The sequence below is a fragment of the Cryobacterium mannosilyticum genome (assembly GCF_004402705.1).
In the GTDB taxonomy this organism is placed as follows: Bacteria; Actinomycetota; Actinomycetes; order Actinomycetales; family Microbacteriaceae; genus Cryobacterium; species Cryobacterium mannosilyticum.
Map to the genome: position 1 here is coordinate 33,513 of NZ_SOFM01000041.1, position 13,919 is coordinate 47,431.

The window sequence follows — 13,919 nt, forward strand, 5'->3', positions numbered from 1 at the left end:
CTGTCGCCGCGCCCGGTTCCGCACCCCGCTACCGCCCCGGCCGTCGCGTCCTGCCGACGCGGGCGCGGATGCTCCGGGGCTCTACCAGTGCGGCGGACGGTCCTGACGGAGCCGGGCATCGTTCTCGCTGCGGGCCGCCCTGGCGTCCACGCTCGCCGGTGCGACACCGCCCTCTTCGCGGAGCACCGGCGGATGCGGGTCGGGGTCGGTGTCCGGCGCGGGCATCAGCTTCGCGCGGCGTGACCGCCCCGGCTCTTTGACGACCGCCTGCCTCGGCTTGCCTGAGTCCGAACCGGCCGGGGCATCCCCGCTCATTCGGTCGGGGATCGCTTGACCCCGGCCAGGGCGGCCACCCGAGCGGCGACCGCATCGGGGTTGCTGAACAGTTCGAAGCTGTGCACGCGCAGGTAGTGCCAGCCCAGGCGCCGCAGCACCTCGGGCCGGAGCCTCAGCGACTCGCGGAGGCTCGACCGGCCGACCACGGCATCCGTCTCGACGACGACGGCGCGGCCGGCGTGGGAGCCGGCCAGGGCCAGCTTGCCGCGATGGCCGAGCGAGACGGTCAGGCCGAGGCGTTCGAGCCGGCGGGCGAGGTCGACGAGCATGGCCTCGCTCGCGTCGGGCACCTGCGCCTCGTTGCGGCGCGCCTCCGTTTCGCTGAGCACCTGGGAGAGGGCGAGGATGCCGTGGCGTTGGCGGTCCTCGTCGATGTCGGCCGGACGGAAGCAGGAGACGATGTCCATCGCCCGCCTCGCCCTGGTCATCCCGATCGCGAGCAGCCGCTCGCCGCCCGGTTCACCGAGCGAACCGAAGTTGGTGAGCAGGCGCCCGTGCGGGGTGCGGCCGTAGCCGATGGAGAAGATGACCCGGTCGCGGCTCTGCGCCACGGCCTGTTCGAGGGTGAGCACGGTGAACGGCTCGGCCCGGTCCTTCAGGATGAAGTCGGACAGGTCGGTGCGCTTGGAGAATGCGGAGAGCACCGCCTGGTGCACCCGCACCGAGTGGCGGGCGCTGGCCGTGATCACCATGAGCGATTCCCGCGGGCGCTTGACGGCGTGCTCCATGACGAGTTCGACGACCTTGGCCACCTCGGCGTCGACGCTCTCGACGGCCCCACTGTCGGCGTCCGGCATGCCGTGCCCGCCCGCGACGTAGTTGAGGGTGAGGCTGCCGTGGCCGAGGAAACTGCCGGCCCAGGGCAGGGAGTCGATCCGGCCGCCGTAGAAGCGGTGGTTGACGAGCTCGGCGAGGTCCTCGCCGCCGGCCCGGTAACTGCGGGTGAGCGTGAGGGTGGGGAGCAGTTCGCCGAGGCGGGCGAGGGCGGAGTCGGCGTGGAGGGCGTCGACGTTGGTGTCCTGGCCGGACCTGTCGTCGCCTGACTCGCTGATCCCGGTCTCGAACGCGGACGGGGTCTGGGTCACCGGGTCACCGAAGGCCACGATCTGCTTGCCGCGGCGGATGGCGCCGACGTTCTCGGCGAAGGCGGTCGCCCCCGCGTCCACGAGCAGCACGGTGTCGAAGCCCATCACATCGTCAAGGCCGGCCACCTCGTACGGCGAGGCGAGCCAGACCGGCGCGAGGACGCGGCCCAGATGCGGCGCCGCCTTGTGCAGCCGGTTGGGCGTCGCCCGGTCGGCGCGGAGCAGACGGCGGAGGTTGTCGGCTTCCTCGGGCCAGTCGACGACGCCGATCTTCCAGGTCTCGGCGAGCAGCCAGGCCAGCAACTGGCCGGTGCTGGAGGCGTGCGCCTCGTCGACGAGCTTGAAGTCGGCCTCGAGACGGTCGAGCACCTGGGTGTTCGCGTTCAGGAGGGCCTTGTCGCCGCTGAGCATGGTCTCGAGCACGGACTGCCACCAGGCGAGCTCGAGTTCGCCGGCGACGTCCTTCTCGGAGACGTGGCGCTGGGCCAGGTCGGTCATCAGGGGGTCGAGGTTGTGTTCGCGCAGGGTCGCGAGCAGCGCGGTGCGTTCGTGCAGGTTGGCGAGCACCTCGCTCTCGGCGGCGAGCCCGGAGATCGTGTAGATGAGTTCCTTGATCGGCCGGGCGGACAGCTGGCGGGTGGTGCCGGCGGTGCCGAGCGGGATGTCGAGGCTCGCCAGATCCTCGGACACGCGCTGGAAGGCGACGTGGACATCCGAGATCCCGACCGGCACCTCGGGTGTGACCCCGGCGACGACGTAGCGCTGCCACAGGGTGCGCTGCTGCTGGATGCGCCGCAGGCTCTCGTTCATATCGCTGACGTGCACGCCGGGGCGCAGGTACTCCTCGGCGAGCCGGCGCAGCCGGCGGCGGCTCGCCGAGGGCATCTCCGCGGACTCCCGACGTGACCCGGTCGCGGCGATCAGCTCGGTCAGCGGCCGGTCGAAAACGGCAGGCTGGAACTTGTCGAGGGTCTCCCGGATGTCCAGGAGCAGCCGCAGGTAGATCCCGAGTTCGGCGATCGTCTCGAACGGACGCAGCCGGGTCTGGCCGACGAGTCCGGCCGCGCGCTCGAGCAGGCGCGGCAGCTCGACCTGATTGACCCGTTTGGCCAGCTGATGCGCCGCGGACGCGTCCGCGGTCGAGGTGAACGAGGCGCCGTACCAGGGCGAATCGCCGGGCCCGTACCGGAACTCTCCGAGTGCGGCGGCCTTGATCAACGTCGCGGCGGCGGCCGCGCGACCCTGGGCCAGGCGTTCGAGGGCGCACCGGTCAAGCCGGGCGGTCGTCGAGGGGGGCGAGGGAAGCTGGGCGAGACGCGCGAGCTCGCCGAGGGTGTCGAGCACCGAGACGCCGAGGGCGCTGTCCCGGCGGGTGAGGGCCGAGCGGTAGTCGAGCAGCACCTTGCGCAGGCGCACCAGGGCGTCGTCCACGTCGCCGACCATCGGCTGGGTGGCCTTCTCGTTGCGGGTGATCGACTGGATCAGGTCACGGCGCAGGGTGCGCGGGGTGACGGCGACGCCGGGCAGCCCCACCTGCACCAGGCGGTGGGCGATGCCGTCGAGGCTGGACCGCCTGGCGCTGACCACGAGCACGCGCTTGTGCTGGGAGATGAGCGAGCCGATCGCGTTGACGATGGTCTGCGTGCCGCCGGTGCCCGGCAGGGTCTTCACGACCAGGGAGTTGCCGGCCGCGATCTGGGCGACGACGTTCTCCTGCTCGGAGTCCGCGTCGAGGAGGAGCGTGTCGGTGGCCGGCGGGCGGGCATCCTGGCCGATCGGCACAACCGGGTTGTAGGCGGTCTCGATGGCGCGCCGCGCGTTCTGGTTGCCGGCGACGGCGTCGAGCAGCGGATGCTCCAGCCGGGCCGCGTCGGCGGCCAGCGCGCGCCCGACGTCGGCGAACGACGAGGCAACGAGGCGCGGGACCACGTTGAACCAGGGCAGGTGGGAGGTGAGTCCGCGCAGTCGGTCGATCACGGGTTGCGGTTTGAAGGCGCCGTTGGTGACCGCGAGCGCGACGAACGCGTCAGCATCGAGGGTGATCTGGAACTGGTCGGCCAGGGCGCGGGCCAGCTCGGGGTTGAGGAACGGCGCCCCCTTGAGCTTGAGCTCGAAGTCGCGGCCGTAGCGGCGGATTGCGAGCGGACGCAGCAGGACGGGGGCGGTGTAGTCGACATCGCCGTGGCGCCATTCGGCCAGGCCGATCGCGAGGTGGACCGACTCGATGCCGCGCATCGAGCGCAGCTCGATCCCCTTCTGGGTGATCTCCCCGGCCGCGAGTCGCGCGTTGCGCAGCGCGAGTTCGTCGCGGATCAGGTTGGAGAGCAGGGTGGTCTTGCCGGTGATGAACTGCGGGAGACCACCCGGGTGGGTGGCGCTGAGCTCGATCCGGGTGCGGGGCCCGTCGCTGAAGTGCAGCAGCGGCGAACGGCCGCCGACGTCGGCGAGTTCGTCACGCCAGCGCTGCCAGGCCGGGTCCGCCACGTTGCCCACCGAGAGGGCCGGGTCGCCGAGGCTGACCGCATGCGCCGAGGCAAGATTGTGCGGGTCGGCGGGGGAAGCATCCTGAATTTCCGACAGGATGCCGTCATCATCTACTTTTCTATCGGGTCGCCACACATCGACACCCTAAGTCAGACTCGCCCGTTTCCCGGTGAGGCGGCCCGGGTTTCGCCGGATTCCGCGCAAAAATCGGCCCGGGAATGCCCCTGGCGGCGGGTGGGCGGCAGCCGGCTCATCCGCTTGCGAGAATGGGGCAATGAAAATCCCCCTGGTCGAACTCCACCTGCACATCGAGGGCACCCTCGAACCCGAGCTTATTTTCGACCTGGCCGCACGCAACGGCGTCACCCTGCCCTGGGCGTCCCTGCCCGAACTGCGAGCGCAGTACGAGTTCGACGATCTGCAGTCCTTCCTGAACCTGTACTACCGCAACCTCGACGTGCTGCGTGAGCGGGTCGACTTCGGTGACCTGACCCGCGCCTACCTCGAGCGGGCGCGCACGGCCGGGGTGCGCCATGCGGAGATCTTCTTCGACCCGCAGGCCCACACCAGCCGGGGCATCCCGCTGCTCACCGCCCTCGGCGGGGTGCGCGAGGCCCTCGACACATCGGAGGCGGACTGGGGCATCAGCACGAAGCTGATCGTGACCTTCCTGCGGGACCGGCCGGCCGCCGAAGCGCTGGCCATGCTCGGGGAGATCCTGGCCGGCGACTTCCGGATCGACGGGATCGGACTCGACTCCGCCGAGGTCGGCTACCCGCCCGAGCTTTTCACCGAGGTGTTCGAACTCGCCCGGGCGAACGGGCTGCACCTCGTGGCGCACGCCGGCGAGGAGGGCCCGCCCGCGTACGTCTGGCAGGCCCTCGACCTGCTCGGCGTGGAACGGGTCGACCACGGCATCCGCAGCCTGGAGGACGAGACGCTCCTGGAACGGCTGGTGCGGGAGCGGATTCCGCTGACCGTCTGCCCGTTCTCCAACGTGCGCCTGCGGGTGATCGACACCCTCGCCGACCACCCGATCGTGCGGATGCTCGACCGCGGGCTGCTCGCCTGCATCAACTCAGACGACCCTGCCTACTTCGGCGGCTACATCGACGACAACTTGGCCGCGCTCGACCGCGAGTTCGGACTCGGCCCCGACCGGCTGGCCCTGCTCGCCCGGAACGGGATCGAGGCGTCGTTCCTGGACGCCGCCGGGAAGGCGGCGCTGGGCGCCGAGGTCGACGCCTGGCGAGCAGCGCAGGCCTAGACCTGGACCTAGGCCTAGAGCCAGCCGTTCTTCTTGAAAACCCCGTAGAGGCCGAACCCCATCGCCACCATCAGCCCGAGCGCGAACGGGTAACCGAAGACCCATTTCAGCTCGGGCATATGGGTGAAGTTCATGCCGTAGATCGTGCCGACGAGGGTGGGCGCAAAGAGGATGGCCGCCCAGCTGGAGATCTTCTTGACCTCCTCGCTCTGGGCCAGGCTGGTCTCGGACAGTCGCCGGGTCTCGTCGTTCTGACGCTGGGTGACGAGGGTGCTGTGCACGATCAGGGCGTTGTCGAGGAGCTGCCGGAACGCGTCGCCGCGCTCGGCGACGCGCAGGGTGTGGTCGAGCACGTCCCGGAGATGATGGTGCAGTTCGACGTCGACGCTGTACTTGTCGAAGCCGCGCTGGAGTGCCTCGAGCATGCCAACCAGCGGCTGGGTGGCCCGCTGGAACTCGATCACCTCGCGGGAGAGCGCGTAGATGCGCCGGGAGACCTCCTGGTCCCCGTCGAAGAGCTGGTCCTCGATCTCGTCGATGTCGTTTTCGAGGCCCGCGACGACGGGACCGTACTCGTCGACGATCTGGTCGAGGATGGCGTAGAGCACCGCCTCAGGGCCGAACGCCAGCAGTTCGGGGGTCGACTCCATCCGTTCGCGCACCCTGGCCAGGTTCGGGGATTCGGCGTGACGGATCGTGACGACGAAGTCCGGTCCGACGAACACGTGCAGTTCGCCGAATTCGACCCGTTCCTCGTCGTCGATGTAGCGGGCCGGGCGCAGCACCACGAACAGGATGTCGTCGAAGCGCTCGAGCTTGGCGCGCTGGTGCCCCTTGAGGGCGTCTTCGACGGCCAGGTGGTGCAGGCTGAACTCTGCGGCGACGGAGCGTACTTCCCGCTCCGAGGGCCGGTACATGCCGATCCAGGCGAAGCCGTTGTTCGCCTTCATGACCTCGTAGGTCTCGTCCAGCGTCTTCGGGGTCGCGGCCCGGCGGCCGTTCACGTAGATCGCGTTGTCGATCAGTGCCATCGGTTCTCCTCGTGTGCAGGTTCCAGTGTCGCACCGGGGCGAACGGGGAAGTGCAGGACACGGCCCGTCCGGGCGCTAGCGTGGGGGCGTGACTGACGAGCGAACGCCCGATGTCTTCGTCCTCTTGGGGCCGCGCGGCGAGACGGATGCCGCCGACCGCGCCTTCCTGCTGGCCGCCGCCGGCTGGGTCCTCGGTTCCGCCCCCGGCGCGCTGTCGCTCGACCGGCGCTGCCCGGTCTGCGGCGGCGCCGACCACGGTCGGCCGGCCGTTCGCGGCGCCGATGGCGCGGTCGGCCCCGAGACGGGCGCCGGACGCCGGCTCGACGTCAGCCTCAGCCGGGCGGGAGCCACCGTCGCGGTCGCTCTCTCGTTCGCCGGCCCCGTGGGGATCGACATCGAGAGCGTCGCCGCGGTCGGCCGTGCCGGTTTCGACGACGTGGCCTTCAGCCCGGTCGAGCTCGCCGCGCTGTCCGAGCTGCCGGCCGGTCACGCCGACCGGACCCGCGCGGAGACCTGGACCGCCAAGGAGGCCGCCCTCAAGGCAGTCGGGGTCGGCCTGAGAGTCGACCCCCGAACGCTGACCGTGCGCCTCCCTCGGCCGGGCGAGGAGGCACACCCTCATCTCAGCGCCGAGCCCGGCGACGGGCTCCCCCGCGTCCTCCCCCGTCTCGCCGCCTTCGACGCCGGGCCCGGCCTGGCGGGCACAGTCGCCGTGTTCACCGCGGCGCAGCCGGCCGTGCGGGTGCTCCCCAGCCGTGCGGGTGCTCCCGGCGGGGCGCATCCGTGGCCTGCCACTGCCCCGGGCTGGGGACACTGACCTGCCGCACTGACCGGCGGCCCTGACCCGGTCAGAGCTTGGGCAGTGCTGTGCGGAACAGCCAGCGGTCGACGATGTGGTGGACCTCACCGCTGCCCGTGTGCACGGTGAAGAACTCGACGAAGTCGCCGGTCGACACCGTGCCGTGCCGCCGTTCCCTGGTGTACGCCCGCACCGCCCCGAAGAAGGCGTCGTTGCCGAGCGAACGCCGCAAGGCGTGCAGTGCCAGGGCGCCGCGCTTGTAGACCCGGTCGTCGAACATGTCGTGCGGGCCCGGGTCGCCGGCGATGATGTCTCGCGGCAACGTGTCGACCTTGGCCCGGTGCCAGGCGGCGCTCTCGTCGGCCGTGCGGCCGCCGCTGGCCTCCGCCCACAGCCATTCGGCGTAGCAGGCGAACCCCTCGTGCAGCCAGATGTCCTTCCACAGCCCGACGGTGAGGCTGTTGCCGAACCACTGGTGGGCGAGTTCGTGCGCGATCAGCCGGTCGCTGCCGTGCAGCCCGTCCACGTGGTTGCGGCCGAAGACGGCCAGCCCGTGGGCTTCGAGCGGGATCTCGAGTTCGTCGTCGGTGACGACGACCGAGTACGCGTCGAACGGGTACGGCCCGAACAGACCGCTGAACAGGGAGATCATCTCGCCCAGCCGGCCGAAGTCGATGCCGGTCTCGTGGGCGAGGTTGGCCGGGAAGAAGATCCGTTGAGCGACCGGGGCCGCGGCCACGTCGGTGCGGCGGTACCGGCCGATCAGCACGGTGGCCAGGTAGGTGGCCATCGGCTCGGCCACCACGAAGGTCCACGAGGTGCGCCCCGAGCGGGACGACCGGGAGACCAGCTTCCCGTTGGCGACGACCGTGTACGGGTCCTCGCAGGTCACCCGGATCCGGAAGGAGGCCTTGTTGCCCGGGTGGTCGTTGCAGGGGAACCAGGAGGCCGCGCCGGTGGGCTGGCCGGCCACGAGCACGCCGTCGTCCAGCTCCTCCCAGCCGACCTCACCCCAGATGGTGCGCAGCGGATGCGGCGCCCCCCGGTACCGCACGGTCACCTCGAACCGCTGGCCGGCCTCGATCGTGGTCGCCGCGGTGATCGTGAGCTTCCGCGCCGACTGGGAGACCTTCCGCGGCCTGACCCCGTCGACGGTGACCCGGTCGACGCTGAGCCCGTCGAAATCGAGGCTGAACCGGTCGAGCCGCATCGACGCCACGGCGGTGACGGTCGCGGTCGCCCGAAGCTGGTTGGTGGCCACCCGGTAGTCGAGGTCGACGTCGTAGTGCACGGCACGGTAGCCGCCGTTCCCGTTCGCGGGGAGGTAGGCGTCGCCGGCGGACGCCGAACCGATGGTGGTCTGGAGCGGGGTTTGAGGCATGGTGGGGATCAAGTCTGCCACGGCGGCTGGTGCCACGGCGAAATGGGGTTCCCGGCCCAGAGCGACCCGGCCGGCACGCGTTCGCCGCGCATCACCAGCGAGGCAGGCCCGACGGTGGCGCCCTCATCCACGGCCGCGGCCGGGAGGATGACGCTGTGCGGGCCGAGGGTCGACCCTTCGCCGAGATACACCCGGTCGAGTTGCATGATCCGGTCGTGGAACAGGTGCGTCTGCACCACGCAGCCCCGGTTGACGCTCACCCCGTCGTCGATGGTGACGAGGTCGGCCTCGGGCAGCCAGTAGGTTTCGCACCACACCCCGTGACCGATCCGGGCGCCGAGGCTGCGCAGCCAGACCGAGAGCACCGGGGTGCCGGCGGCCTTGGCGGCGAACCAGGGCCGGGCCACCATCTCGACGAAGCAGTCCGAGACCTCGTTGCGCCAGATGAAGGACGACCAGAGCGGATGCTCGGTCGCGTCGATCCGGCCGACCAGGCTCCACTTGGCCGCCGTCGTGACCCCGGCGGCGACGGCGCCGGCGCCGAGCATGACGATCCCCGACAGCGCTACCGTCCAACCGAGGCCGAGGCCGAGCCACAGCCCGTCGAGGGCGGCCAGCACACCGAGCCCGATCAGGGCCGTGACGATGACGGGCACGATCCGCAACACCTCCCAGAGGGCACGGGCGGTGCGCAGGCGGACCGGCGGCAGGAACGTGCGGGCCTCGTCGACATCCGTCACCGTCCGCCGCAGCCGCTCGGGCGGGTTGCCCAGCCAGGACGAGCCGCGCTTGGCCTTGCGGGGCGTGGAGGAGAGCACGGCGACGAGCCCGTTGCGCGGAACCGTGCGGCCCGGGCCGGCGATGCCGCTGTTGCCGAGGAACGCGCGCCGCCCGACCTTGGCCCGGCCGATGCGCAGCCAGCCGCCGCCGAGCTCGTAACAGGCCACCATGGTGTCGTCGGCGAGGAAGGCGGCCGGGGCGATGGTGGTCAGCGACGGGATCAGCAGCACGGTCGAGGCCTCGACCCCGGCGCCGACCCTGGCGCCGAGCAGGCGCAGCCAGACCGGGGTGAGCAGGCTCGCGTAGATGGGGAACAGCAGGGTGCGTGCGCCGTCGAGGATGCGTTCGGTCATCCAGACCTGCCAGCCGATCCGGCTGCGCACCGGGTAGTACCCTTCCCGGAGGCCGACTCCGACCAGCCGGACCGCGGCGACGACCAGCGTCGCGTAGACCAGGCCGGCGACGACGACGGCGAGCGGGGTGGCCCAGGCGGCCCGCCAGAGCGCGTCGGCCAGGGTCGCCGCGTCGCCGATGGCGGCGCCCACCACGATCACGCCGAGCCCGGCGGCCACGGCCGGGATGGCGGTCATGCCGACCGCCCCTGCCGCGAACGCGATCAGCCAGCGGCGGGCCCGCGGCGGGCGCTCGGCGGGCCACGACCCGTGGGCCGCACCGACCCGGACGGCGGGTGATCCGGCCCACCGTTCGCCGTCGGGCACCTCGCCCGAGACGGCGGCACCCGGTTCGATGACGGCGCCGGCGCCGATCCGGGCACCGCCGAGCAGGGTGCTGCGCGCCCCGATGGTCGCCTCGGCGCCGATCTCCACCCGTCCCAGCCGGAGCACGTCCCCGTCGAGCCAGTAGCCGGCCAGGTCGGTCTCCGGTTCGATGGCTGCGCGCGGGCCGATGGTCAGCATCCCCGTCACCGGCGGGAGCGCATGGAGGTCGACGTCCTCGCCGACCTCCGCGCCGAGGGCCCGGGCGTAGTAGCTGATCCACGGCGCCCCGGCCAGGCTGGCCGCGTCGACGAGCAAGGCGACCTGTTCGGCCAGCCAGAGGCGCAGGTGAACGGATCCGCCCCGCGGGTGGTCCCCCGGAGTGACCCCGCGCAGCAGCAGTCTCGCGGCGACGACGGAGATGGCCATCTTCCCGGGCGGGGTGACGAAGAGCAGGAAGCCGAGGGCGACCCACCACCAGGAGATCGTCGGCGCGAACGTCGCCCCGCCCCAGGCCGCGAGCAGGTTGTTCGCCGCGGCGAGGAAGACGAGCCAGCGCGCGCCGACGAGCACGTGCAGCGGGATGCCGAGCAGCGTCTGGGCGATCCGGCTGCGCGCGGGCACCGGGAGGACCTCGCGCACGATCGTCGGCGCCGGGGGCAGCCTGGCGTCGAGCTCCTCGGCGAGGGCTCCGATCCGGGGATGGTCGTAGACGTCGGAGACGCGCGTGTCGGGGTAGCGCTCCCGGATGGCGGAGACGAACTGGGCGGCGGAGAGCGAGCCGCCGCCGTGGCCGAAGAAGTCGGCGTCGGGTCCGTCGACGGGAACGCCGAGGATCGCGGCCCAGTGCCCGGCCAGCCAGGCCGCCGTGGGGGTCAGCGCAGCCGTCTCCCCGTCGCCGGTGGCCGGGAGGGGCCAGGGCAGCGCGGCCCTGTCGACCTTGCCGGAGGTGCGGGTGGGGAGCTCGTCGACGAGGGCGATCAGCGGAACGAGCGCGGCCGGGAGTGCCCCACGGAGCCGGTCGGTGGCTGCCGCCCGGTCGAACGCCGCAGCCCCGTCGGCGAGGGCGAGGTAGCCGACGAGGATCTGGTTGCCGGCGGGGGTCTTCTGCACGACCGCGGCCGCGCCGGCCACGCCGGGCAGGGAACGCAGGGCCGCCTCGATCTCGCCGAGTTCGATCCGCCGGCCGCCGAGCTTCACCTGGTCGTCGGCGCGGCCGACGAAGACCAGGCCCTCCCGCTCGAACCGCACCAGGTCGCCGCTCCGGTAGGCACGTTCCCAGCCGAGCCCCGCATGCGGGGCGTACTTCTCGGCGTCCTTGGCCGGGTCGAGGTAGCGGGCAAGCCCGACGCCGCCGATGATGAGTTCGCCGGTGCCGCCGTGCACCACCCGGTCGCCGGCGGCATCCACGACGGCGAGGTCCCAGCCGTGCAACGGCAGCCCGATCCGCACGGGGTCGGTGCCGTCCATCAGCGCGGCGCAGGCCACGACGGTGGCCTCGGTGGGACCGTAGGTGTTCCAGACCTCGCGTCCGGGGGCGACGAGACGGGCGGAGAGTTCCGGCGGGCAGGCCTCGCCGCCGAAGATGAGCAGCCGCACCTGTTCGAGGGCTTCGTCCGGCCAGAGCGCGGCGAGGGTGGGCACCGTCGACACCACCGTCACGCCGTGGGCGATCAGCCACGGCCCGAGGTCGGCACCGGATCGCACGAGTGAGCGGGGGGCGGTGACGAGGCAGGCGCCGTGGCGCCAGGCCAGCCACATCTCCTCGCAGGAGGCGTCGAAGGCCACCGACAGGCCGGCCAGCACCCGGTCGGTGGCGCCGATCGGTTCGGAGCGGAGGAAGAGCCCGGCCTCGGCGTCGACGAAGGCCGCCGCCGACCGGTGGGTCACGGCGACACCCTTGGGCACCCCGGTCGACCCGGAGGTGAAGATGACCCAGGCGTCGTCGTCCGGGGTGGGGATGACCCCGGGCGTGTGGGCCAGCGCCAGGTCGTCCCCCGGCGGCAGCGGTCGTTCGGCCAGCGCCGCCTCGTCGACGGTGCCGGCCAGTGCGAACCGGCCGCCCCGTCCGACGACCCCGATGACCCGGGCCTCGCCGAAGACGAGCCGGGCACGTTCCTCCGGGTCGTCGGCGTCGACCGGCACATACGCGGCTCCGACGACGAGGGTGGCGAGGATGGAGACGTAGAGTTCGCGGGTTCCGGACGGAATCCGGATGCCGACCTTGTCGCCCCGGCGCACCCCGGACGCGCTCAGTTGCCCGGCCTGCCCTGAGACGAGGCGCATGAGCTCGCGGTAGCTGATGGCGCCGTCCTGGTCCTCGAGCGCGAGCGCGCTCGGGTGGGCGGACGCCGTCTCGGCGAGGATATCGACGAGCGTGCGCACCGGCGCGGCTTTCGTTCCGGCCGCGAGCACGTTCTGGTCGGGCTGGATCTGGGTCACGCAGGCTCCTCGTCCGCGGCGGAGTGGCAGTCCCGCGACGCGATGTCCCAGTTTAGAGCCCGCAGGTAACCGGCAGGGAAACTGTGTCGGCAGGTGTCCAGGCCGCTGCCCTGGCCGGTATGGCACCGCCTCCCTGCCCCGCCGGCGAATGCCCGCCTGCGTGGCGAAGGCGGCGACCCGGCCGACCCGCGCCCTCCCGGCAGACAGAGAACAGAGCAGGATCGGACAGGCTCCCCCGGCGGTCGCCGCCTGACCTCTGCCAGCGCGACCACATCACGTCGTCCTACGATCAACACCGTCAACCTCGACGCAACGCTCGAACCGGTGCGAGCCCCGAGGCACCCGTCGCGCGGTCGGGCCCCGCTGCTATCCTTGCGACTTCAGAAGAGGGGGGTCTGGTGAACATGATCACGCGGATGAATGCAATCAGTCCGGTTTCGTACCTGTTCGTGGGGGCTGTCTCAGCGATCGTCGGACTACTGCCCTGGCTGGTCACCGGGATGCGCCTGCCCGTGCAGAATCTCTGGGCGGTCGACGTATCGGCGGCGGAGATGCCGCTCACCCTGTTGCCGTTCAGCCAGTACACAATCACTCTGCTGGTCGCGGTGATGGTCACGGGTTCGGCGATCGCGGGCGGCGTCGCGCGGGCGACGCGGTCGCGGCAGCCTCGATTCGAGCTCGTTGCCCTCGTGGTCGGCGTGCAGATAGTGCAGGTCGGCGCAACCGTGCAAACCGCCGTCACGGTCGCCACCGGACTGGTGGACAATACGGCGGCAAACGTCTATCTCTACGGTCTGACTGCCGGAACGATAGCCGCGAATCTGGTCGGCCTGCTGGTGTTGCTGCTCGTTGCCCGGGCGCCTGCTCCCGGTGCGGTGATCGCCGTCAGCCTGGCCGCGGTGGCGATGGGCCCGTGGCTGGCCGGATTGATTGCGCGCCCGTTCACCTTCACGGCGACCGAGACCGCCATGGCATTACTGAGCGCGGCCCGGTGGGTTCCGGCCGTCATCGTGGGGCTAGCTGTGGCCCGGTGCGGCCTCACGACCATCGGCCGTGTGGCCGCCGCCGTCGTCGGTTTTCTGGCCCTCTGGATCGGTCCGGCCGTGTTCACTGCGGTCAGCGCCGCAGCAGGATCCCGTGTGCTCGCGGCCCGCCCGGCCGAGATGGTCGACTATGGCGCTCAGGTGTTCGTGAACGCTCTCGGCGTGCAGGGCGGATCGGCGAGCCTGCTGATCCCCGCGGTCGGTGTCATGGTTCTCGGGCTGATCGTGGGCCGGGGAGTCCGGCGTCGTCGCCTCGAGCAGGTCTCGGCGGCGTGACGCCGACTCCTCGGTGCGTTCAGCTCGAGGTCGTGCGTCCCGGTGGACGAGCATCGAGACCTGGACCCGAGACCCCAGACCCCAGACCCCAGACCCCAGACCCGAGACCCCAGACCCGAGACCCACCCGAGACCCACCCGGGACCTGGGACCCGGGACCCGGGGTCAGTGCCGGGTTGCCGTGGCGGTGCGGGCGCGGTTCTGGTTGGCGGGGTGCCAGTTCTGTTTCGGGTCGTACCAGGGTGGGGCTTTGATCTGGGGTGAGCCGCGGACCATACGG

The 13,919-nt window shown here is 71.7% G+C and carries 8 protein-coding genes; 3 read left to right on the forward strand and 5 right to left on the reverse strand.

The genetic code is table 11. The features are described 5' to 3' along the window. Window positions 1–81 precede the first annotated feature (81 nt). Together E3O32_RS13200 and E3O32_RS13205 are read right to left on the reverse strand one after the other, a co-directional pair. Window positions 82–315, reverse strand: a complete 234-nt coding sequence (locus tag E3O32_RS13200) for a hypothetical protein (RefSeq protein WP_134510251.1) — start codon at window positions 313–315, stop codon at window positions 82–84. Further along, window positions 312–4,040, reverse strand: a complete 3,729-nt coding sequence (locus E3O32_RS13205; protein ID WP_420898112.1) for an AAA family ATPase — start codon at window positions 4,038–4,040, stop codon at window positions 312–314. Before E3O32_RS13205 ends, E3O32_RS13200 begins: the two co-directional genes overlap by 4 nt. Before the next feature lie 139 nt (window positions 4,041–4,179). On the opposite strand from E3O32_RS13205, the gene E3O32_RS13210 reads away from it, so the two are divergent. Continuing rightward, entirely contained in the window at window positions 4,180–5,172 is a 993-nt protein-coding gene (locus tag E3O32_RS13210) for an adenosine deaminase (RefSeq protein ID WP_134510253.1), read from the forward strand. Between the two features lie 14 nt (window positions 5,173–5,186). Here E3O32_RS13210 and E3O32_RS13215 read toward each other — a convergent pair whose 3' ends face one another. Next, window positions 5,187–6,203 (reverse strand): magnesium and cobalt transport protein CorA, encoded by a 1,017-nt coding sequence (locus E3O32_RS13215; protein ID WP_134510255.1) that lies wholly within the window; start codon window positions 6,201–6,203, stop codon window positions 5,187–5,189. Between the two features lie 88 nt (window positions 6,204–6,291). Between E3O32_RS13215 and E3O32_RS13220 the strand changes: the two genes are divergently transcribed. After that, on the forward strand, window positions 6,292–7,020 hold the full coding sequence (locus E3O32_RS13220) for a 4'-phosphopantetheinyl transferase family protein (RefSeq protein WP_134510257.1): 729 nt from the start codon (window positions 6,292–6,294) through the stop codon (window positions 7,018–7,020). Window positions 7,021–7,051: 31 nt separating this feature from the next. On the opposite strand, the gene E3O32_RS13225 is transcribed toward E3O32_RS13220, so the two are convergent. Together E3O32_RS13225 and E3O32_RS13230 are read right to left on the reverse strand one after the other, a co-directional pair. Further along, the gene (locus E3O32_RS13225) at window positions 7,052–8,383 is read right to left on the reverse strand and encodes a M1 family metallopeptidase (RefSeq protein WP_134510259.1); all 1,332 of its coding nucleotides are present in this window, start codon (window positions 8,381–8,383) and stop codon (window positions 7,052–7,054) included. 8 nt (window positions 8,384–8,391) lie between these two features. Continuing rightward, window positions 8,392–12,321 carry a Pls/PosA family non-ribosomal peptide synthetase gene (locus E3O32_RS13230; RefSeq protein WP_241974945.1) on the reverse strand — a complete coding sequence of 1,310 codons (3,930 nt, stop codon included), beginning with the start codon at window positions 12,319–12,321 and terminating at the stop codon, window positions 8,392–8,394. A 416-nt stretch (window positions 12,322–12,737) separates the two neighbouring features. Between E3O32_RS13230 and E3O32_RS13235 the strand changes: the two genes are divergently transcribed. Then, window positions 12,738–13,640, forward strand: coding sequence for a hypothetical protein (locus tag E3O32_RS13235; RefSeq protein WP_134510261.1), 903 nt, complete (start codon window positions 12,738–12,740; stop codon window positions 13,638–13,640). Window positions 13,641–13,919 lie beyond the last annotated feature (279 nt).

Excerpts from the sequence above, each read along its gene's own strand:
- E3O32_RS13215 (WP_134510255.1), bottom strand. The coding sequence starts at position 6,203 with ATGGCACTGATCGACAACGCGATCTACGTGAACGGCCGCCGGGCCGCG.
- E3O32_RS13235 (WP_134510261.1), top strand. The coding sequence starts at position 12,738 with ATGAATGCAATCAGTCCGGTTTCGTACCTGTTCGTGGGGGCTGTCTCA.
- E3O32_RS13225 (WP_134510259.1), bottom strand. The coding sequence starts at position 8,383 with ATGCCTCAAACCCCGCTCCAGACCACCATCGGTTCGGCGTCCGCCGGC.
- E3O32_RS13210 (WP_134510253.1), top strand. The coding sequence starts at position 4,180 with ATGAAAATCCCCCTGGTCGAACTCCACCTGCACATCGAGGGCACCCTC.
- E3O32_RS13200 (WP_134510251.1), bottom strand. The coding sequence starts at position 315 with ATGAGCGGGGATGCCCCGGCCGGTTCGGACTCAGGCAAGCCGAGGCAG.